The sequence below is a fragment of the Maribacter sp. Hel_I_7 genome (genome assembly GCF_000688315.1).
Taxonomy (GTDB): domain Bacteria; phylum Bacteroidota; class Bacteroidia; order Flavobacteriales; family Flavobacteriaceae; genus Maribacter; species Maribacter stanieri.
In genome coordinates, this window is sequence record NZ_JHZW01000003.1 from 1,491,867 (window position 1) to 1,514,026 (window position 22,160).

The 22,160-nt window shown below is 33.4% G+C and carries 20 protein-coding genes and 1 tRNA gene; 12 read left to right on the forward strand and 9 right to left on the reverse strand.

Annotated elements, in window-relative coordinates; all coding sequences use genetic code 11:
- The first annotated feature begins 27 nt into the window (after positions 1-27).
- The 4 genes from P178_RS0118300 (at position 28) to P178_RS0118315 (ending at position 3,896) form a co-directional block, all read left to right on the forward strand.
- Positions 28-927 carry a mechanosensitive ion channel family protein gene (locus P178_RS0118300; RefSeq protein ID WP_027067597.1) on the forward strand — a complete coding sequence of 300 codons (900 nt, stop codon included), beginning with the start codon at positions 28-30 and terminating at the stop codon, positions 925-927.
- Position 928: 1 nt separating this feature from the next.
- Complete coding sequence (locus tag P178_RS0118305) at positions 929-1,774, forward strand: restriction endonuclease (RefSeq protein ID WP_027067598.1); 846 nt, start codon at positions 929-931, stop codon at positions 1,772-1,774.
- Positions 1,775-1,778: 4 nt separating this feature from the next.
- Positions 1,779-3,149: an MBL fold metallo-hydrolase RNA specificity domain-containing protein gene (locus tag P178_RS0118310; RefSeq protein ID WP_027067599.1), complete on the forward strand. Its 1,371-nt coding sequence runs from the start codon at positions 1,779-1,781 to the stop codon at positions 3,147-3,149.
- Positions 3,150-3,257: 108 nt separating this feature from the next.
- Entirely contained in the window at positions 3,258-3,896 is a 639-nt protein-coding gene (locus tag P178_RS0118315) for a hypothetical protein (RefSeq protein WP_027067600.1), read from the forward strand.
- A 3-nt stretch (positions 3,897-3,899) separates the two neighbouring features.
- On the opposite strand, the gene cls is transcribed toward P178_RS0118315, so the two are convergent.
- Entirely contained in the window at positions 3,900-5,306 is a 1,407-nt protein-coding gene (cls, locus tag P178_RS0118320; RefSeq protein WP_027067601.1) for a cardiolipin synthase, read from the reverse strand.
- A gap of 228 nt (positions 5,307-5,534) precedes the next feature.
- Between cls and P178_RS0118325 the strand changes: the two genes are divergently transcribed.
- On the forward strand, positions 5,535-8,900 hold the full coding sequence (locus P178_RS0118325) for a ThuA domain-containing protein (RefSeq protein WP_036147134.1): 3,366 nt from the start codon (positions 5,535-5,537) through the stop codon (positions 8,898-8,900).
- A 102-nt stretch (positions 8,901-9,002) separates the two neighbouring features.
- Here P178_RS0118325 and P178_RS0118330 read toward each other — a convergent pair whose 3' ends face one another.
- Genes P178_RS0118330 through P178_RS0118340 form a run of 3 tightly spaced genes read right to left on the reverse strand, consistent with a single transcriptional unit; the run spans position 9,003 to position 12,048 of the window.
- Positions 9,003-9,695, reverse strand: a complete 693-nt coding sequence (locus P178_RS0118330; RefSeq protein ID WP_027067603.1) for an ABC transporter ATP-binding protein — start codon at positions 9,693-9,695, stop codon at positions 9,003-9,005.
- An 11-nt stretch (positions 9,696-9,706) separates the two neighbouring features.
- Positions 9,707-10,969 carry an ABC transporter permease gene (locus tag P178_RS0118335; RefSeq protein ID WP_027067604.1) on the reverse strand — a complete coding sequence of 421 codons (1,263 nt, stop codon included), beginning with the start codon at positions 10,967-10,969 and terminating at the stop codon, positions 9,707-9,709.
- Positions 10,966-12,048: an efflux RND transporter periplasmic adaptor subunit gene (locus tag P178_RS0118340; protein ID WP_027067605.1), complete on the reverse strand. Its 1,083-nt coding sequence runs from the start codon at positions 12,046-12,048 to the stop codon at positions 10,966-10,968. The genes P178_RS0118335 and P178_RS0118340 overlap by 4 nt, the downstream gene beginning before the upstream one ends.
- Before the next feature lie 229 nt (positions 12,049-12,277).
- Between P178_RS0118340 and P178_RS0118345 the strand changes: the two genes are divergently transcribed.
- The 6 genes from P178_RS0118345 (at position 12,278) to P178_RS0118370 (ending at position 17,328) form a co-directional block, all read left to right on the forward strand.
- Complete coding sequence (locus P178_RS0118345; RefSeq protein ID WP_027067606.1) at positions 12,278-12,736, forward strand: hypothetical protein; 459 nt, start codon at positions 12,278-12,280, stop codon at positions 12,734-12,736.
- A gap of 41 nt (positions 12,737-12,777) precedes the next feature.
- Positions 12,778-13,587: a universal stress protein gene (locus P178_RS0118350; RefSeq protein ID WP_027067607.1), complete on the forward strand. Its 810-nt coding sequence runs from the start codon at positions 12,778-12,780 to the stop codon at positions 13,585-13,587.
- 15 nt (positions 13,588-13,602) lie between these two features.
- Positions 13,603-13,818, forward strand: a complete 216-nt coding sequence (locus P178_RS0118355; RefSeq protein ID WP_027067608.1) for a hypothetical protein — start codon at positions 13,603-13,605, stop codon at positions 13,816-13,818.
- Between the two features lie 114 nt (positions 13,819-13,932).
- A complete protein-coding gene (locus P178_RS0118360) occupies positions 13,933-15,615 on the forward strand; it encodes an ABC1 kinase family protein (RefSeq protein WP_027067609.1) in 1,683 nt (560 codons plus the stop codon).
- 11 nt (positions 15,616-15,626) lie between these two features.
- Positions 15,627-16,898 (forward strand): MgtC/SapB family protein, encoded by a 1,272-nt coding sequence (locus P178_RS0118365; RefSeq protein ID WP_036147137.1) that lies wholly within the window; start codon positions 15,627-15,629, stop codon positions 16,896-16,898.
- Positions 16,899-16,950: 52 nt separating this feature from the next.
- Positions 16,951-17,328 carry a hypothetical protein gene (locus P178_RS0118370; protein WP_027067611.1) on the forward strand — a complete coding sequence of 126 codons (378 nt, stop codon included), beginning with the start codon at positions 16,951-16,953 and terminating at the stop codon, positions 17,326-17,328.
- Between the two features lie 115 nt (positions 17,329-17,443).
- On the opposite strand, the gene P178_RS0118375 is transcribed toward P178_RS0118370, so the two are convergent.
- From P178_RS0118375 to P178_RS0118385, 3 genes are all read right to left on the reverse strand, one after another.
- Positions 17,444-17,520 (reverse strand) — tRNA-Pro (locus P178_RS0118375).
- 68 nt (positions 17,521-17,588) lie between these two features.
- Complete coding sequence (locus P178_RS0118380) at positions 17,589-18,500, reverse strand: alpha/beta hydrolase (protein WP_027067612.1); 912 nt, start codon at positions 18,498-18,500, stop codon at positions 17,589-17,591.
- A 15-nt stretch (positions 18,501-18,515) separates the two neighbouring features.
- On the reverse strand, positions 18,516-19,283 hold the full coding sequence (locus P178_RS0118385) for a M15 family metallopeptidase (protein WP_051638353.1): 768 nt from the start codon (positions 19,281-19,283) through the stop codon (positions 18,516-18,518).
- Between the two features lie 108 nt (positions 19,284-19,391).
- Here P178_RS0118385 and P178_RS0118390 point away from each other — a divergent pair, with 108 nt between their 5' ends.
- Positions 19,392-20,516: a glycoside hydrolase family 130 protein gene (locus tag P178_RS0118390; RefSeq protein WP_027067614.1), complete on the forward strand. Its 1,125-nt coding sequence runs from the start codon at positions 19,392-19,394 to the stop codon at positions 20,514-20,516.
- 84 nt (positions 20,517-20,600) lie between these two features.
- On the opposite strand, the gene P178_RS0118395 is transcribed toward P178_RS0118390, so the two are convergent.
- Positions 20,601-21,422, reverse strand: a complete 822-nt coding sequence (locus tag P178_RS0118395; RefSeq protein ID WP_231500568.1) for a sugar phosphate isomerase/epimerase family protein — start codon at positions 21,420-21,422, stop codon at positions 20,601-20,603.
- Between the two features lie 14 nt (positions 21,423-21,436).
- Positions 21,437-22,159 carry a gluconate 2-dehydrogenase subunit 3 family protein gene (locus P178_RS0118400; RefSeq protein WP_027067616.1) on the reverse strand — a complete coding sequence of 241 codons (723 nt, stop codon included), beginning with the start codon at positions 22,157-22,159 and terminating at the stop codon, positions 21,437-21,439.
- Position 22,160 lies beyond the last annotated feature (1 nt).

A 22,160-nucleotide genomic window follows, 5' to 3' on the forward strand; every position in this document is an offset into this window, starting at 1 on the left:
CATTGGCGGTTTTTTTAAAATCTCCATATGGATATACTTTCAACATTATTAGAAAACGCTACACTAGTTAAAATATTAAAACTAATTACGTGGATACTCTTCATTATTTTCATAATAGGGTTTATTAGAAAAATTCTTAAAAAAAGAATTGAAGATATTTCTATTAGATATAAAGCACAAAAGGGTGTAGAAATAGTTGGTTACGTACTTATTATTTTTATGATATTAATGGCATTTACCGTTGATAGTTTTAAAGATTATACCATAATAATTGGGCTATTTACGGCAGGTATCACCTTTACACTACAAGAATTAATTTTAAGTATTGCAGGGTCTTTTTATATATTTTTTGTTCGCGTTTACAAACCTGGTGATCGTATCGAAATCAATAATATTAAGGGAGATGTCATTGATATTGATAGTATTTATACAACGATAATGGAAATTGGTGAATGGGTAAGCAGTGACAATTATTCTGGTAGAATTGTAAAGATTAGCAATGCATTTGTTTTTAAAGGACCTATCAAAAATTATTCGATGGATTTTCCTTTCGTTTGGGATGAATTAAATATCCTCATCGCCTATGGTTCTGACACTGACCTCGCAAAATCTATTATGATGAACAGTGCTAATGAACTGCTATGTGATTACACTGAAAAATCTAAAGCAAAATGGGAAGAAATGGTGGCTCATTATTACATTGAAAATGCGACAATAGAACCAACCATTGCGATGAACCTTACAGATAATTGGATTCAATTAAACCTTAGATACATTACTGATTATAAAAGAAGAAGAAATACAAAACACACCTTATTTCAACATATTGAACAAGCAATTTCTAAAACTGATGGTAAGGTAATCTTAGCATCTACAACATTACAGTTATTAGAAATTCCGCCACTTAATGTTAATTTAAAAAAGTAATATGCAAAACCGGGAATCTATTGATATTATAAAATCTTCAGGGCAAAAAATGAAGTTTTCATTAGACAAGCTTAGAGATTCACTTAAGCATAGTGGCGCAAACCATGAGTTGGTGGAAGATATTGTAGGTAAAGTTTACGATGAGCTTTTTGATGGTATCACCACTAATGAAATCTACAATAGAGCATATGCTCTACTTAAAAAGAATAAATCTGTATTTGCATCTAAATACAAACTTAAAAAAGCCATTTACGAATTAGGTCCGACCGGATTTCCTTTTGAGCGGTTTATTGCTGAAATATTAAAATATTCTGGCTACAATGTAAAAGTTGGTGTCACATTAACTGGATCTTGTGTTACTCATGAAATAGATGTTGTGGCAGATAAAAAGGAAAAGGTAACTATTATAGAATGTAAATTTCATAATGAGGAAGGGCGCAATTGTAATGTAAAAGTGCCATTATATATACATTCTAGATACAACGATGTAAAAGACCACTGGGTAACTAATAAAAATAATACTAAGCCATTAGATCTTGGCTGGGTGGTTACCAATACTAGATTTACCCAAGATGCTATTACCTACGGTAAATGTGCCAATCTCTATCTGTTAAGTTGGGATTACCCAGAGAAAGACGGACTCAAAGATAGAATTGATCGTTTAGGGCTCTACCCTATTACTGTCTCAAGTCTTTTATCTAAAAGAGAAAAACAATTTTTACTGAGCAGAAATGTGGTTTTATGCAGACAACTCATAAAGGATAAATTTTATTTGGATCATTTAGGAATATCTAGCGTAAGAAAAACAAAAATTCTAGAAGAAATTGAACAACTCTGTAAATCTTAATAGCATGAAAAAAGTTAGTCTAAAATTTTTAGGTGCCTCTGGTACGGTTACCGGTTCTAAATTTTATTTAGAAACTCCTGAATTGAATATTATGATAGATTGCGGCATGTTCCAAGGTCTCAAAGAGCTAAGGGAAAAGAACTGGGAGCCACTACCAATAGATGCTAGTAAAATAGATGTAGTACTATTAACGCATGGTCATTTAGACCATACCGGTTATCTACCTAGATTAGTAAAAGAAGGGTTCAAAGGTTCAATAATTGGTAGCTACCCTACTCTATCAATTGCACAAATCATATTACTTGATAGTGCTAAAATACAAGAAGAGCAGGCAAAGAAAGCAAATGAAGAAGGCTATTCCAAACACCCTAAAGCTTTACCATTTTATGATTTAAAAGAAGCTCAAAGAACTATTGATTTATTTTCTGGCAGACAGAAAGATGAATGGGTTCAGCTGTCAGATAATATTAGATTCAAATTTAGATACAACGGTCACATCATTGGATCGACCTTTATTGAATTAGAGATTTTCGAAAAACTATTTGCTTTTTCTGGTGATGTTGGTAGATTAGACGATAAACTTTTATTACCTCCAGAAAGACCCGAATGGGCAGATTATTTATTCTTAGAAAGTACTTACGGCAACAAACTTCATCCAAAAGAAAATATTGCCGAAATTCTTAGTGACCTAGTTCAAAAGACCATACACGAAAGAGGAACATTGATCATACCCTCTTTTGCCGTTGAAAGGCTACAATTGCTCATGTATTTGTTTTGGCAATTATACAAGAAGAATAAAATACCCAACATACCCATATTTATAGATAGTCCTATGGGTAATAATGTGCTAGGTGTATTTGAGCAATTTACAGACTGGCATAAACTTAGTAAAGCTGATTATGAAGCTATGTGTAATCATTTCAACATCATTACATCATACGCAGATACATGGAAAACTATAGATGACAAACGTCCTAAAATAGTTATTGCAGGTAGCGGTATGGTAACCGGTGGCAGGGTTTTAACTTATTTAAAACAACTAGTAGATGAACCTACAACAAAGGTATTACTGGTTGGTTACCAAGCCGAAGGTACACGAGGCAGACAACTAATAGAAGGCACACATGAACTAAAATTATTTGGAAAATATTATCCTGTAAAAGCCAGTATTCATTTTATAGAAAGTCTTTCTGCACATGCCGATCAGGCAGAACTTCTAAATTTTATAGATAATATTAAAAACACACCAGAAAAAGTCTTTCTTATTCATGGAGAACCAGGTGCTTTAGATGCTTTTAAGGTTAAAATTAGAGATACTAAAGGTTGGGACTGTCATATTCCTAAATTGGAAGAAAACATAGATTTATGGTTATAACTAATCAAAAGCCAGAAGGTTCATATCATATTTACTGACAATCGTCATATTCTTGATATTTTCTAAATAGTATCTTCGACTTATAATCCAACTAAATTTACCTTTCTTATGAAAAAGTTGATCGTAGTATTGTCATTGATGTTAATGGGTTGTTCTTCTATTAGCTTAGTAGAGAATTGGAAAAATCCAGATATTGTATTATTCAATGCCAACAAAGTTTTAATTGTAGGTATGGCACAGAGCGATGATACTAGAGAAAACTTTGAAAGTGAACTTCAAGAAGAATTTACTGATAGAAATGTTGAGGCATGGCGTAGTATTGATATTTTCGACCTGTCGCTTACAGATTCTCGTAAGACCGATAAAGAATTGGATGCTGTTGAACAAAGTCTTTTAGACAAAGATTTTGATGCTATTCTTTTAACCAAAATTACAGGGTCGGAAGACCGCGATAATTTTGTAAAATCTATATCGCGTTGGGACGATCACCAAGCTAGGTTTAACGATGATTATTTAGAGCACCAAGGCATATATTACGATGATGCTTACTACGAAAAATATACTGTTTACCATGCTGAAACTACATTGTACTGTATCTGCGAAGGAAAGGAAAGAGCTATGATATGGAGAGGTATTATTGAAATTACAGAACCTGATAATATTGATAAGGCTATTAAAGATTATGTGAAATTAGTTATTACAGCTATGGAAGATCAAGATTTGGTTTTCACTTCACAGGTGGATTAACACTTAGAAAAGAGGACTAAGAACTTTACCTACTCCTTCTTTCAACTTTTTACCCCAAGGTCTTTTAATAAAATCACTATATAATAACTCATTACTAACCGCACAATCATTTAAAAAGTCTGCTTTTAAGATTTTAGCAAAATCCTTGTTGTATATAATTGCATTTACCTCATAGTTCTGTTCAAAACTACGGTCATCTAAATTAGCTGTGCCAATAGATGTAATAGTATCATCACTTACTATTATTTTACTGTGCAAAAATCCGTCAGGGAATAGGAATATTCGAATACCAGATTTCAAGAACATTTCAAAATAAGAATGTACAGACCAACTCACAACCTTATTATCTGCATTTTCAGAAACCAATAACCTAACATCAACACCACTTAAAGCCGCAGTTTGCAATGCTTGTATCAAAGCTTGCCCTGGTATAATGTAAGGGTTTGTTATATAAAGATATTCTTTGGCTTTATTAATAATTGAAAAATAAGTCTGTTCCAGAACAGGAAAATCATCATCGGGTCCTCCGGCGACAATTTGTACCAATTCACTAGAGTTCATTGGCAATTGATTGTATAAGTGCTGTAAAGGCTGTAATAATTGAGTACTTACCAAATACCAATCTGTCATAAAAACCTGATCTAATTGTGTGGCTGCCGGTCCTTCTAATCTTAAGTGCATATCATGCCATTTGCCCAGACCTACTTGTCCTTTTAGATACTTATCAGAAATATTAATTCCGCCTGTAAAAGCTACTTTTCCATCTACAACAATAATTTTTCTATGATTTCTATAATTCAAAGAATAAAAGTATCTGCCAAATTTAAAGGGAAGAAAAGAATACACCTCTACCCCAATGTCCAATAATTTTTTTAAATAGTTCTTGCTTAGCGTAAAGCTTCCAATACCGTCATAGATCATTCTTATGGCAATACCTTCATCAATTTTTTTCTTAAACAAAGCCATTAAGCGATCTGCTAACTCTCCTTCTTCAAAAATATAATATTGTATATGTATCTGTAATGTAGCTTGTTCCAAAGCATTAAAAATCGAATCAAAAGTTGTTTTACCATCTTTTAATAAATGTAGTTTGTTATGAGCCGTTGGCGGAAAGTGTGAATTTTTATAATTAAGGGTCATCAATTTTTTATACCTGCCATTAAACAAATTCACTTGTTCGGTATTCGGTTTGGGCAGTTTATTGAATAGGTCTTTCTTTAGACGTATAAGTTTTCGTTTGCGCCTGTTTCTTCCAATTACCAAGTAAAGAAATATACCACCTACGGGCAAGGCGAAAATAGCCATTATCCATGCCAAACTTTTTGTTGGTTTTGCCCCGTGTAAAATAATGGATAGCACGATTACAATTGTCAATAAACTATAAATAACAATAAAAATAGTGGTCCACATGAATTTTATAGTTTTGAGAAAATCTCTAAATAAAGTATTAAGATACCATTAAATTTTTCAACAAAATATGACCACAATCAACCAAAAAACCAGCACTGTGGTAATTTCAATTAATGAATCATAATCCCATTTTCATATCTTTAGGCAGCCCCTTTACCAAGGGCTGATTACAATTCATTCTAAAACCCTGATTGTTAAGGGTAAAACCAAAAACACCAAATTACACCAATGATCAAAACCACTAAACGTTCAATAAAGCAACTATGCTTTTTATTATGCTGTATTGCATTATGTACAAACTGCACAAAAAAGAAAGATAATATCTTAGTTTTCAGTAAAACACAAGGCTTTAGACATGGCTCTATAGAGGCTGGCATTGAAGCTATTAAAAAATTAGGAGAGGAAAATGGATATAATGTTATCGCAACAGAAGATGACAATTATATGGTAGAAGATTCTCTAAAAAATTATGCCGCAGTTATATTTAATAATACCACTAGAGATATTTTAAATGATGTTCAACAGGCAGATTTTGAACGTTACATTCAAGCAGGTGGAGGCTTTGTTGGTATTCATGCAGCTACAGACACTGAATATGATTGGCCTTGGTATAACAAATTAGTTGGTGCGGTATTCAATAATCACCCGCGTATTCAAGAAGCAAAATTGATTGTTAACGACAAATCCCACTCATCTACCCAGCATTTAGACGAATCTTGGACCAAAAGTGATGAGTGGTATAATTTCAAGAATATCAATCCAGATATTAATATACTTGTTTCTATTGACGAGAGTAGTTATGAAGGTGGTACAAACCCAGAAAACCATCCTATTTCTTGGTATCACAATTATGATGGCGGTAGAGCATTTTATACTGAAATGGGACATACAGATGAAACATTTCTAAACCCAAAATTCTTAAATCATTTACTTGGTGGTATCAACTATGCCGTTGGTAATGGCACATTAAACTATTCCTTATCTAAAACAGATAGGGTACCGCCAGAAGATCGCTTTGTTAAAAACATATTAGACTTTAATTTGAATGAACCTATGGAATTAGACGAACTTCCCGGTAGAGGAATTTTGTTCATAGAACGCCATGGTGCTTTAAAACTATTTGATTTTAAAACAGAAAAAACAAAGACCATAGCTCAGTTAGACTTGTTTTATGGCAATGAAGATGGACTCTTAGGCTTAGCTGTAGACCCTAATTACCTTCAGAATAATTGGGTTTATCTTTTGTATTCCGTTAAAGGTGATATGTCTAAACAACATGTTTCTCGCTTTATACTAAAGAACGATAAACTCGATTTAAATTCTGAAAAAGTATTAATGGAAATACCCACAGATCGTCATTGCTGCCATAGTGGTGGTGCTTTAGAATTTGGACCTAATGGTAATCTTTTCATTGCTCTGGGTGATAATACAAACCCTTTTGAATCATCCGGGTTTGCGCCAATGGACGAACGCCCCAACAGATCCGGATGGGATTCTCAACGTTCTGCCGCCAACACAAATGACCTAAGAGGTAAAATATTACGAGTAAAACCTGAAGCAGATGGTAGTTACACTATTCCAGAAGGAAATCTTTTCCCTGTTGGAACAAACAAGACTAGACCTGAGATTTATGCCATGGGGTTAAGAAACCCATTCAGACATTCCATTGATAGCAAAACAGGATTTTTATACTGGGGAGATATAGGACCAGATGCCGGAAAAGCAGATCCTAATCGAGGTCCTAGTGGTATGGGTGAATATAACCAAGCTAGGAAAGCTGGTTTTTGGGGTTGGCCATTTACTAGAGGTTATAATGAAGCTTATAATGATTTTGATTTTGCAACCAATATTGCAGGTGATAAATTCGATCCAGAACACCTCATCAATAATTCACCAAACAACACCGGTATTCAAGAGATGCCTCTTGCTCAAAAATCTATGATACCAATGACATACTATAGATCAGATGAATTTCCTTGGATGGGCGAAGGCGGTATAAACCCTATGGCGGGACCGGTTTTTCACGAATCGGACATGACTGGTGCCGAAAATCTTTGGCCAAACTATTTTGAAGATAAATTGTTCGTTTATGAATGGATGAGAGATTGGATTTATGTTATTACGCTAGATGAAAATCAGAATTATGTAAAGGCCGATGCGTTTATGCCCAATGAAGAATTTTCACATACTATGGATATGATTTTTGCTTCTAACGGAAATATGTATATACTGGAATATGGTCAAAAATGGAATGCACAAAATTTAGATGCTCGTTTAAGTAGCATTACATACATAAAAGGAAATAGAGAACCGGTTGCAAAATTTGACCATGACAAGACCGTTGGCGCTTCCCCTTTAAACGTACAATTTTCTGCAAAGAACTCAATTGATTTTGACAACGATGCACTTACCTACGATTGGTATTTTACTAAAGAGGTATCTCAATCTCAAGAGCAAAATCCTGAATTCGTTTTTACTGAAGACGGTAGTTACAATGTAGTTTTAAAGGTTACCGATACTGATGGTAATTCATCTACTACGAGTTCAAAAATTTTGGTAGGTAATGACACTCCTACTTTAGCAATAAATATTACCAACAAAGACTCTATTTATTGGGATGGCAAGAAATTGGATTATGAGATTATCGTAGAAGATATGCAAGATGGTTCAACACAAAATAACTCCATTTCTGCGGAGGATGTAAAAGTGACTTTTGATTATATACCTGAAGGGAGAGATTTTGTAAAAGCTACTTTAGGACATCAACGTAACCTCGAACCTCTTGGTAAAAAAGCTATTGAAGCGTCTGACTGTAAAGCATGTCATGCTGTATTGGATAAGGTCAACGGACCAAGTTATACAGACATTGCGAAACGATATAGTAAAGACGACACAGGGTATCTCGTTTCTAAAATTATTAAAGGTGGCGGTGGCGTTTGGGACGAGAATGCTATGTCGGCACACCCTCAACTTAGCGTAGAGGAGGTTTCTTTAATGGTAGAATATATATTGGATTTAAAACCTTCAACTGAAGTAGTTAAAAAATCTCTTCCACTTAAAGGTACATTAACGTTCAATGAACACATGGGTAAACAAGGTGAAGGAAATTATGTTTTAATGGCTTCTTATCGTGATAAAGGCAATCTAAACCAACCAAACTCTGAACTCACCGTTAGTGAGCAAATTATCTTTAAAAGTCAGAAAATAGAAGCTGAAAATGCCGACGAAATTAAAGAAGGTACTGGAATTTGGAGTACAAGTAAATCTAGAGTTGTTGGTGTTCTTCAAGATGGTTCTTTCTTAAAATTTAATGACATTAATTTAAAAGACCTGAAACATTTAAAATTTGCAGCTTTTTATAATCTAGATCAAGAATTTAAAGGTGCTGTAGAAATACATGAAGACCGTATAGATGGTAAAATTATAGGCAAACAACTATTGGGGCATAATGGGAAAGAAGAAACAGTTTACTATAATATACCCGTTTCTACAACTAAAGAAAATGCCACACTATACTTAGTCTTTAAAAACAAAGAAAATACAACGCAGAACATTTGCCATGCAGATTGGATATCTTTCGACTATAAACGTTAACAGTAAATACTGAATTAAACAAAAGAGGCTTCAATTAAATTGAAGCCTCTTTTTTACATTACTAGTTTGAAGTAATAATATATACCTCACGTAGTTGAAAATTTAAATAGAAAGTACTGATTTATCTATTATACGACCATCTTCCATCTCTATAATATAATCGGTTCGTTTAGCAAAATCTTCATCATGGGTCACTACCAATAACGATAGCCCCTCCTCCTCTTTTAATTGCTTAAAAATATTAAATACATTATCAGAATTATAACTATCTAAATTACCGGTAGGTTCATCTCCCATTAGTATTATGGGATTATTTATTAATGCCCTGGCGATTGCCACACGCTGTTTTTCACCACCAGAAATACGCGATGCTTTTTGCAGAGCCAAAGACCCTATGCCTAACATTTTTAATTTCTGCATAGCATCATGCTCAATCTCTTGATGACTTTTACGAGCTAACTTTTTTGCTGGCAACATTACATTCTCTAATACACTAAATTCTGATAACAAATAATGAAACTGGAATACAAACCCAATATGTTCATTTCTAATTCTTGACAATTCTGAAGCTAATCTACCGCTTACCAAAGTATCGTTTAAATATAATTCGCCAGTATATTCTGTATCCATGGTAGATAAAATATATAGCAATGTGGATTTACCTGATCCAGATTTACCCATAATCGATGCGAATTCTCCTCTTTTTATGGCAAACGAAATATCTTTTAAAACATGAAAATCTTTTGGTTTTAAAAAATGTTTATTTATGCCCTTGGCTTCAAGTACTTTATCCATGTTCTATATGCTTAAGTGCCTCTTATAATTTTTACCGGATCTATATGCCTTGCTTTAAGAGATGGTAACCAACCTGCAACAAATGTTGATAGTAGCGCGAATACAATACCTATTACATAATAACCTACGTTAAAATCCACAGGATACGTTGTAATAGTTGGCAATGCTTCCGTTTCAAAAGGTACGCCATCAATAATTACAGATAGTACAAACCCTAACAGTAATCCTAAAATACCACCTACAATACCTATAATCATGGCTTGACTCATAAATATCAACTGAACATCGTAACCTGAAAAACCTGTAGCTTTTAAAATCGCTATATCTTTCATTTTTTCATAAATGAGCATGTTCAGAATATTATAGATTCCAAAACCTGCAACTATAAGTAGTGTAATAGATACGGCATAGGTTATTAAGTTTCGAATATTAGACCCAGTTTCAAATTGAGCATTTGCTTCATTGATGTCAGTAGCAGTAACATTGTACTGTTTTTCTAAAAGTTGAGCTAAGGCAGGTGCATCTTCAATAACATTTAGCTTAATATTAATATCTGTAATGTAATTTTGCGCTTCACCTAAAATTTGCTGTACAGTTTTTAAATTACAGAAGCTTTGCGAATTATCAATATCTGCAATTCCACTTTGATAAATACCAACAATTTTTAAAGGAAAAATTGCCCCTCTTACGGTACTGATTTGTACTCTATCGCCCACAGATAAAGACAACTTACTTGCCAATCCTGATCCTAATAAAATACCGTTATCCGTATTTTTCAAAGCTTCTGGACTACCCTCAACAATATAATCGCGCATATTAGATAGTCTTGTTTCCTCCATTATGTCTACACCAACCAAGGTACCACCAAGATCTAGAGCTCCAGATAAATAGAATATTTGTGCCCTTACCTGTGGCGTAGCCCCTTTTACCTTATCTTTTTTCTTTAAATAATCTAAAATGGGCAATGCATTATGAATCTTCTTTTGACCTTGTTTAGGCTTTATAGAGCTAATCATATGCACCGAATTCTCAAATTCTTCATATAATGAAATGGGCTGATTTGCCGTAGGTTCTATCTCATTATACAAGTGAATATGTGGAGTTTGGTTTAATATGAGGCTATCTAACATGGTATTAAGACCAGTCATAAAACTAACCATGGTAATATAAGCACCAATACCAAATGTGACCCCTAAAGATGCTGTTGCGGTAGATTTCATCTTAGTTAAAAGATGTGTTTTTGCTATATTCAGTATAACTTTCCAGTTTGTCATACTTTTGGTTTTAAAAGCTTGGTAGATTCAGTTATGCCAGATAAAATCTCCACGCTTTCTAAATTTTTAAAACCTACCTCAACTTGTACTTCACCCTCTTCAGTTTCCACCATATTCCCATCCATTAAATATTCTATAGGTATCGTTAGCACATCTTCTTTTTCAGAAATAACAATATTACCTTCTCCAGCTAAACCTGGATATAATGTAGCAGGTGTTTTGGTAAACAATGCCTCAATTGTAAAGGTTTGTGACCGCTCATCTTTTTGAGGATATATTTTACTAACCGAAGCCGTAAAAACTTCTTTTGGGTAAGCATCTAAGGTTACCAAAGTTTGCTGACCAACCTTTACTTTAATGATATCGACCTCATCTATAAGCATTACAATTTTAAAATTAGTAGCACTGCCTATAGCGCCCAAAGGTTCTAAAGTATTAACAAGCTCACCAGGCTCTTTTAAAATAGCATATACCCTACCGTTAATTTTACTGTTTACCGTATAATCATCTATAACTATTTGGGTAGTAGAATAGCTATTTTTAGCTTGTTCCATTTTAGTCTCCAAATCATACTTAGTACGGGCATACCTAGCTTTTTGCTGTTTTAATTGATTCTCTGAAAGTTCATAGGCCAATTTTTTTGTATCATATTCAGATTTTGAACCTATATTTTGATCCCAAAGACGCTTCTGTCTACTAAAATTGATAGAATCATTAGTAAATTTTAATTTTGCCGAATAAATATCATCTTCAATATCCTTTAATATAGCAGCATTGCCCTGTACATTTTCTTTTGATTGTTGTAAGGATAAAAAAGCATTGTCTGAATTTAGTTTAGGGGCACGATCGTTAATTTTTAGGATTGCATCACCTTTTTTAACAAGGTCTCCTTCCTCAACTAAATTCTCATCTAAAATACCTGCTACAACCGTGTAAATTTTGTACAAACTATCTGGCTGTATGGTAACTGAAGCATATACAGATGATGTTAGCTTAGCTTTTTGAGGATATACCGTTTCGCGCTTTTGCGAACACGATAAAAACAATACAAACAGTAAACAGATTTTTAATTTTTGCATAACTAATATTTGTTATACCTCAAATTAAGCGGAATATTTAAAGTTATACTATGAGTAAAATCATATTCAATTAATTGATACGTAATCTACTTTACAATTCATAGAATGAAAAATAGCTATGTAATTCTGGATTAATCTCTACGCTTCTCATTTATCATGATTTTCGTCATAATATCTCATTATCCTTCTCTCTAACTTTATGGTCTATTCATAATTAAATATTGATAACATGAGCAGCTTTAGAAATAGACCCAAAGACAATTACATTCACGAAGCGGATTGGAACTCACTTTACGTACTAACAGAGCATTGGAAATCTGATATCGCTTTTTATAATGAAGACCTAAAGTTCTTAAATCATTTAATAAAAAAGTACTTTATGTGGATGGCGAAGAAAGAAAATATTGATATGGTAAGGGAAATTGAAGTAAGCCTTATTGACACTGATAAGAAATGCGATACACTGGCAAAACAAGTAGATATCCATTTACATCACTTAGCTGAATTAATAGAAAACCCATTTGCATATGATTCACATCAATTTAGAACTGAACATGCACAACTTGAAGATGACCTTGCGCTATTTGTAAAGCAATATAGAACTAACCGTAAAGAAGTTTTTGCTATCACCGAACATGTTATTGATGGTGAAGAAATGGTAAAACGATTAGGTATTACCAGAGCATAAAAACCAAACTATTTATGTATTAAATTCAAAGCTTTTCAACTATGAAAAAAGTTATTATACCTACAGATTTTTCTGTAAATGCACTAAAAGCAATTGATTACGCTCTTGAGCTTTTTAAAAATGAGGCATGCACTTTTTACATTCTTCATGGCTACCATAATGCGCCGTCATCAGAAATGTCTAAATCTGCCACTCAAAAATCTTTAGATTTTTTGGTAAAAAGTTTAGAATTACAAACTGCGGATAAAGATTTCTATTTTGAAGGTATTTTAAAAACGGAATCTGTTTTGAATTTAACGAACCAATCTCAAAACATCATAAACGCAGATTTTGTTATTATTGGCACAAAGGGCGCATCTACTTTCAGTCAGATTTTTATTGGTAGTAATGCTTTAGATCTAATTAAGCATCTAGAAAATTCAGCTTTAATTATTGTTCCACCAGAATATAAGAGGTCTAGTTCAAAAGAAATTGTTTTGGCTACCGATTATAAACATACGTTTACAAATGCAGAGTTATCTCCTCTTTTGAAAATGGTTAACTTAAAAAAAACTACTTTAAATATTGCACATGTCAAAACCGAAGAAGCTTTAAGCGATGAACAAAAATCGAACAAAGAATTATTGAAAAGTGAATTGAAAGAAGTTAAAAATCATTTTTTTGAAATTGAACTTCAAGACAATGTGGCTTATACTCTTTATCAAATTGAAAAAGAAAATAAGAGTATTGACACCATGGTAATTTTAAAAACCAAACATGGCTTTTTCAATCAACTCTTAAGAGAAAATATCATTAAAAATCTAAGTGCTAAAACAAAAATTCCTTTATTAGTTTTACCACAAGTCAATTAATTAAAACCAAAGAATATGAAGCAATTACATAAAATACTTAATGAAATCACAGAACTTACATTGAACATAGAAACGAATTACCCAGAGCTTTATCGATCATTAGATGAAAACCCCTTAACCTTACCTGTTATTCAACATCCGCACATGGACAAAGAGATTATGCAAGAATATCTTGAAAGTTTAAAACAACTCTTAAATCATTATTTAGATGAGCATAAAACTGCTCTTTAAAAATCAATTTCAAATTAGATTTTATAAAATTATCAAGTTCGTAATAAATATTAGTTGACGACTATTTCCATTTTATAATATGAATAAAAACATATCGCAAAAGACCAATACTAAATGGCCATATTAAGAATTCCATCTCAAAAAGAAATAAAGAGGTACGCCACTTTATTCAATGTACTTGTTAAATATGGCTTTGAAGATGTGCTGTCGCATAGTCCAATTTTAAAATTAGTTCCAAATAAGTATTTAGAAAACCATCCTGATACTAAGAAGAATTTATCTTTTTCAAAATACGAACGCATTCGTATGGTCTTGGAAGACCTAGGGCCCACTTACATAAAATTAGGGCAGATTTTCAGTACTAGAGAAGATATGTTGCCGCTAGAGTTAATATTAGAACTTGAAAAATTGCAAGACCATGTACCTATGGTCAAAGACTTTGATGTTTTAAAAGTGGTAGAAGAAAACCTTGGTGAAGAAAAATTTAAATATTTCGCGACCATAAAGTTAGAACCATTAGCAGCGGCATCCTTGGCTCAAGTACATAGAGCCCAACTTATTAATGGTGATGAGGTTATCTTAAAAATTCAAAGACCAAATATTACAGAAGTTATTGAAGCTGACCTAATGGTCATGAAGCAAGTAGCGGAAAGTCTTGAAAAATACAGTAGTCAGGCACAAGCTTTTCAACCAATACGAGTTATAGATTCTTTTGAAAAAAGTATAAAAGAAGAGCTCCAATTTGCAAAGGAAATAGAGAATACAGAACGCTTTGCCGCTAATTTTAGGGGAAATGAATCTATTCACGTTCCAGAAGTTTATCGAGATTTTTCTTCCGATACAATTATTTGTATGGAATATATTGACGGTATCAAAGTCTCTAATATCAATAGTTTAAAAGCAGTAAATATTAATCCTAAAGCAGTTGCTAAAATTGGGGTAGACTTATATATTGAGCAAATATTAGATTTTGGCTTTTTTCATGCAGACCCACATCCAGGAAACATTTTTATACTCGCAGAAACAGGACAGATATGTTTTCTTGATTTTGGAATGATGGGCACTATTTTACCCAACGAACGTGAATCAATAAATGATCTATTACTGTATTTTTTAAGTAAAGACGTTAAAAGAATTATCACTCTCCTCGAAAAAATTGCGATAAGAACCGATATTCCAGATTATAAAAAATTAGAACAAGATCTATATGAATTATTAGATGGCGTTAGCAATACCGCTATACAAAACATTAAACTTGGTGATACCTTATCTCAGTTCAAAATTGTATTATACGAAAATCAAATTATAATACCCCACTACCTTTATATGCTGATAAGGGGAATTGTTCTTATTGAAGGTGTAGGCCTTAAACTAGATCCTGAATTTAATATCACTAATAATCTAGAGCCGTATACGGCAAAAATAATGCGCAAGCGTTTTAGCTTTAAATACCTTTTGAAAAAGAACCTGAAACGTATAAAAGAAATTAATGAACTAGCTGACACGTTACCTGATGACATTAATACCATCATTAAAAAAATAAAAGAAGGAAAATTAGAAGTTGTTCACGAACATAAAGGCCTGCAAGAATTTCAACTTGCTACAAGTAAAGCTGGAAATCGTTTGGTATTTGCCGTTATTATAGCAGCTCTTTCTATAGGATCTTCACTTTTAGTAATGGCTAAAATGCCCCCATTAATAAATGGAATTCCCCTTTTAGGTGCTATTGGGTTTGTATTATCTGCACTCTTAGGGTTTTACATTGTTATATCGATATTTAGAAATGATCAATTCTAAATGTAAAACATATGGATGACATCAAAATTATAAGTAAAGTTATAGACCCCTATATTCTAGGTGTTATTATCAGTTTAGGTATTGGTCTTATTCTTGGTTTAGAGAGAGAATACAATAACCTTAAAGAAGACAAAGGTTTTGCCGGAATAAGAGCTTTTCCTATTGTTGCCATTTTAGGTTTTGCACTAGGTAGCCTAACTGATATCTATACCGTATGGTTACCAATAGTTGCTTTCGGTGCTTTTATTTTCTTTTTAGGTTTCAATCATTTATATAAAGAAACCATAGAATATGAAAGAAGTTTTACCACCAACTTAGCTTTGATTGCAACATTTTTATTAGGCTTAATGGTTTCTGCTGCATATTATAGAAATGCTGTAGCTACGGCTGTTATTATAGTTACGCTGCTTTCTCTTAAAACCCGTTTTCACACCGTTATTAGCAATATTACCTCAGACGAGCTTTTTGCTTTAATAAAATTTTCCATTATAGCTTTATTGATATTACCCTTTTTACCCAATAACAATTATGGACCCAATGAATTATTAAATCCGTTTGAGATAGGATCTATTGTCGTTATCGTTTCTTTCTTAAATTTCATCGGCTATTTTCTGGTCAAATTTGTAGGCTCTAAAAAAGGAATTCTATTAACAGCAATTCTTGGTGGACTCATTTCAAGCACCGCGGTAACCTGGAGCTATGCATCTAGAAGTATTGAATCTCCCGAACTATCCAAAAAATATGCTGCGGGTATCATCATTGCATCGGCAATTATGTTTCCCAGACTCGCATTGTTGACTTACATATTCAATAGTGCGTTATTTATGTATGTAGCTATACCTTTTGCAATTTTCTCAATAATATGTCTTACAGTGTCTTTAGTATTAATTAAAGAGGATTCAAATAAACCTGACACAAACATTAAACTTGGAAATCCAATGAATCTTCTTAATGCCATTGGGTTCGGTGTTATTTATGTAGTAATTCTATTTGCTGTTTTTTATAGCAATCAGTTTTTTGGTGAAAGCGGATTATATTACTCAGCTTTAATTGCTGGTTTAGCTGATACCGATGCCATTACCATTAGCTTAGCAAAATTTGCCTTGGATGGGGAAAAATTAAAATTAGCTTCTTCGGTCATCGTCACCGCCGTCATGAGTAATATGTTGGTTAAACTAGGTATTGCCGCTTTTAAAGGATCCAAAATTACTGGTAAATTGGTTGGGTTTACTTTCGGCGGAATCATTTTTATTGGTGTTATATATGCTGTGATTGCCCATTAACATATTACCATTTAGAATTTATATAAGGCATTGGGTATACAATTGAATCCTTTTGTCTAAGAATTACTTTAAAATTATAAATGTATTTTTCATTATCGCTATTCTGGGCGCGAGAAGTCTAATTATTACAGAATTTACTACTGGTAATGGCTGCCCTAAATTTGGGGCAGTGCCTGCTTGTCTAATTATCTTAATTTGCTTTATACTTCCCCTTATTTCGCATTTGCTAATAAAATGGAACCTTATTTACTTCCTATTTACCGGTATTGCAGCTCTAATTGCTTTAGTGGCATCGGTAATGCAGTTTATAGGTAATGCAGAATGCCCTAAAAGTGATTCGGGAATACCTATGTGTTATTTATCATTACTAATTTTCACTTCACTTATTACCCTTAAAAAAATTCAACTTGATTATGTCAACTACAAATGACAAAGTGAAGGCTAACTTACGCCTCTCTTTTTTATTCAAATAGTTTACATAAGCTTTACTTATGACGTTCTTGTAATCAAAAAAGTGAACCATTCACATGGTTCACTTTATCGCTTGGTCGGGATGACAGGATTTGAACCTGCGACCACTCGACCCCCAGCCGAGTGCGCTACCGGACTGCGCTACATCCCGAAATTAAGCCTGCAAAAATAAAGAAGTTCTATAGATTAAAATATAACTTTTACCAAAACTTAAATTAATTATCTCAACGATACTATCCAGTCTAACATTCTATTTCCCCAATCTTTTAAATGTTCATCATGTAAACCTAACCCGAAACCGTGACCACCTTTTGGGTAAATATGCATGGTTACCGATACACCTTTATCCTTAACGGCTTTGTAGAATAACAAACTATTTTCTACTGGCACAACGGTATCATCTGTTGCGTGTAACAAAAATGTAGGTGGAGTTAGCTCAGTAACTTGTTTTTCATTTGAGAAATAATTGACTAATTCGGTGGTTGGGTTTTCCCCTATTAAATTTTTCTTTGAGCCTAGATGAGTCATTTCTCCAAAAGAAATTACAGGATACCCCAACGCCATAAAATCTGGACGTGCACTTTCTACATCTATACGATCAATTGGCTCATAAACTTTTTCATTAAAATGCGTTCCCAATGTAGATGCTAAATGTCCGCCAGCTGAAAATCCAATAATTCCTATTTTATTCGGCTCTACATTAAACTTTTCAGCATTACCGCGAACTAGCCTTACCGCTCTTTGAGCATCTAAAAGTGGTACGTACTTTTTGTCGGTTTGCGAAATATCTGATGGTAGACGATATTTTACCACTATACCTGCAATACCCTTACTGTTCAAAAATTTTGCAATATCTGTACCTTCCCAATCATAAGCTAATATTCCATACCCTCCGCCAGGAAAAATTAAAACTGCCTCTCCCGTAGCATCTCGTTTTGATGGTAAATACACTTCAATTGTAGGGACTTGAACTTTACTAATTCGCAAAATTTCATTTTGCTCATGTATTTCTTTTTCCACACTTTTTAAGTGATTAGGTATTTTATCTTTAGGCCATAACTGCATAATAGTATCTTGAGCAAAGAAGCTGTTTACCATTAGTAACAATAACAGCAATAGTGTGTTTTTCATATCATATAATTTATACTATTCACAATTCCATTTAAAATTTGCTATTGGGTCATTTGAAGCCCCTTGTAAGTTATAATGCCACCATTCTGTTCTGGTAGACCAAAACCCGAATTTTTCCATGGTGCTTTTTAATAGTTTCCTATTATCAAGAATTTCTTTTGGCAAGTCAAAATTATCGTGATAGGCCCTTTTTCCGAAAAAATCAAAATCAGTCCCCATATCCAGCTCCTCCCCGTCTAAAGTAACCAAAGTTATATCTACCGCACCACCTTTATTATGTATAGAACCTTTTACGGGGTTAGCAACATATTGTGGATTAGGCACTATTTTCCACATTTTGTATTGTACAGAATTAGGTCTGTAGCAATCATAAAACTTTATTTTTACTCCGCTCTTTTTAAACTCTTCATTAGCTTTTAATAATGCCTTTATTGTTTTTACTCTTGTATAGCATTCTGCACAATCATATACTTTTTCCTTTAGAAAATTATTATTGGTAGCGTATCTTAAATCATATTCAAAACCATCGCTATAATCTGCTAAGCGTACAAATGTTGTATCTTTTAAAGAAGTCAACGGTGTAACTTTCTTCTCAATTTTTATGGCTATTGGTTCTATTTTAGAAATAGAATCTTCATTAATTTCTACATCAGTAGTTGCTGTTTCTGCTTTTACAGTTTTGGCATTGTCCTTACAAGATTGTAGGAATAAAAAACTGATAATGATAATAAGCAAGCACTTATAGCTTAGATAGTTGTTTTTTAAAATAATCAACGAACTCATTTTCTATACTCTTTTGGTGTTCAATATATTATACTAAATAGTGTTAGTTCTGATAGAAATTTGTCTACCTTACTTAAACCTTTAATTACAGCAATTTAACTAAAAACCATGAACAACAACCTATTCCTACTTTTAACCCTTGCTATTTTTTGTGTCTCCTGTAAAAATGAAAAGAAATCATTTACTACAACAACCGAAGCAGTAGAATCGCCTTGGTTATTAGGTTTTGAGAAAACAGATATCAACCCTATAATGCAAGCAGATTCTTCTTATACTTTCTTAGATCCTATTTCTAAAAAAGAGGTTCAATGGCAAAAAGCCGATGTTTTTAATCCGGGTGCAATAGTAAAAAACGACACTGTATTTCTGCTATTTAGGGCAGAAGATAATCCTAAAGCTATTTTAGGGCATAGAACTTCTCGTATAGGTTTAGCCTATAGTGTTGATGGTATAAATTTCACAAAACACCCTACTCCTGTACTTTTCCCTGACAATGACGAGTTTTCTCAATATGATCAACCTGGTGGTATTGAAGACCCACGCATTATAGAAACACCTGACGGTACGTATATTATGCTCTATACAAGTTGGAACAAAGATATTGCCCGTTTATCTAGTGCTACATCTACCGACCTTAAAGAATGGACAAAACAAGGTCCTGTGTTTGAAGATGCTTACGACGGTAAGTTTTTGGACGAATGGAGCAAATCTGGATCAATTTTTACAGAGTTGATTGATGGCAGACTAATTGCAAAAAAAATAAATGGTCAGTATTTAATGTATTGGGGCGAATTGTTTGTGAACCTTGCTACTTCTATAAATGGTGTGGATTGGGAACCTACATTAAATGAAAAAGGTGAATTACTACATAGTTTTACGCCATCATTAAATGAATTCGATAGTCACTTAACCGAACCTGGACCACCAGCTTTATATACAGAACATGGTATTTTATTATTATATAACGGAAAAAACTTAAGTGGTGAAGGAGCAACAAGTAAGTTCCCAGAAGGTACTTATTGTGGTGGTCAAGCTTTATTTGATAAAAATGATCCTACAAAATTGATAAAGCGATTAGATACTCCTTTCATCTGTCCTAGTCTACCGCACGAAATAAGTGGTCAATATAAAGCAGGAACAACTTTTATTGAAGGCTTGGTATATTTCAATGACAAATGGTTTCTGTATTATGGAACAGCAGATTCTATGGTCGGTTTAGCCGTTAAGGAATAAATAAATTTTACTACTTATTTAAATAAAAAAAGCCCCTACTTCAAAAATGAAATAGGGGCTAATGGTTGGTATTGGTAATTGGTTCTATTCTTCAAGTTGACTTAGATAAACTAAGCTTTTAGGTACTTGAGTGACTACATTTTTAGATTCATCTTCTATAAACATGTATTCAATTCCTAATTTTTTAGCTTCAGCAACTACTCCGCCAATATCTATTTGCCCTGTTCCTAAAACTACATTGGTATCATCTTCTTCATGACCGGTATTATTTCCTTCAATACCTTTTTCCATATCCTTTAGATGTAATAATGTAATTTTCTTTGGATATTTCTTCATTAGCGCTAGCGGATCTGCACCTCCATGTTGTGCCCAAAAAACATCTAATTCAAATGTAAAATGAGTTGCATTTTTAGCCATGTAATCAAACAAGGTTCCGTTTTTATACGGTCTAAACTCATAACCATGTGGATGGTACGCTAAAACTAGTCCGTTTTCTTTCAAAATCTTACCAGCCTTGTTGAATACTTCTGTAGCGTGTTTTGTTTCTTTTAAAGCCCAATTATTGTCATCATGAGGTACCCATGCACACATTACATATTTAGCTCCAAAATCTTTTGCATTTTTAATGACCTTCTCTACATCGTTCTCCAAGTCACCAAATCCAGCGCCTACACTTACTACGTCTAAATCATTTTCTTCTAGTAAAGCTTTAAACTCTTCTATTGGTAAATCATACGTTTCGCCACCTTCAATTTTAGTGATACCCCATTCATTAATCAATCCTAATGTGTTAGACACATCCATTTTAAATTGATTTCTAAGGCTGTATAGTTGCAATCCTACTTCTTGGGCTTGCGCTAAAAAACCACTACCTAAAAAGATAGCGGCTATTATTACTTTTTTCATACTCATTTTACTATTTACGTAAGTAAATTACCTTCGTCGTCCCATTCTGCAATAACGTTTCGTTGACTTTGGTCTACACATTTCGCTATCCATTCTGGGTCGTAAGCAACACCATGTTGATCAAGTACATCTTGCGGTACGCCATCCCATACATTTGGTGAATTTCCTTTATAACCCAAGTCTGCAATACCTACTTTAGAAGTATAGTAACCAGTTACCGTAAGACCACGCATAGTATAGAAAAACTGTATTTCTAAAGGTTGTTCGCTTAAAGGTTTCTCTGTATCATGCCAGCAGATTTCATCGCAAATTTGCTTTTTCTGCTCTAAGGTAGCCGACTTAAATTCAGTACCAAATTCAGTATTGCTTTTATGATCTAACCACATTAGTCCACCTAACAAAATAGGAGCCAAATCTGGAATATCCTTCCCCATAAACTCAACAAGCTCTGGCACACCTGCCTCTATTGGACCACCATGTGGTTCTTTTGGAGGTAGTATTACTATACTTAAAGCTGCAATGGTTTCCATCTCATGCTCATTGAAAAGTTGTTCAGCATTAATCTTCTCAATACGCTCTAATTCTGCAGGCGTTCTTCCAAAATACTTTTCGCTACTGGTTGTAATGGCTTCATCAATAGATTCTCCATTTTCAGTCTTACAAGAATTGAAGACCAGCCCAGAAGTTGCCGCAGCACCTCCGAGTATTAAAGTTTGTAAACTCTTTCTTCTATCCATC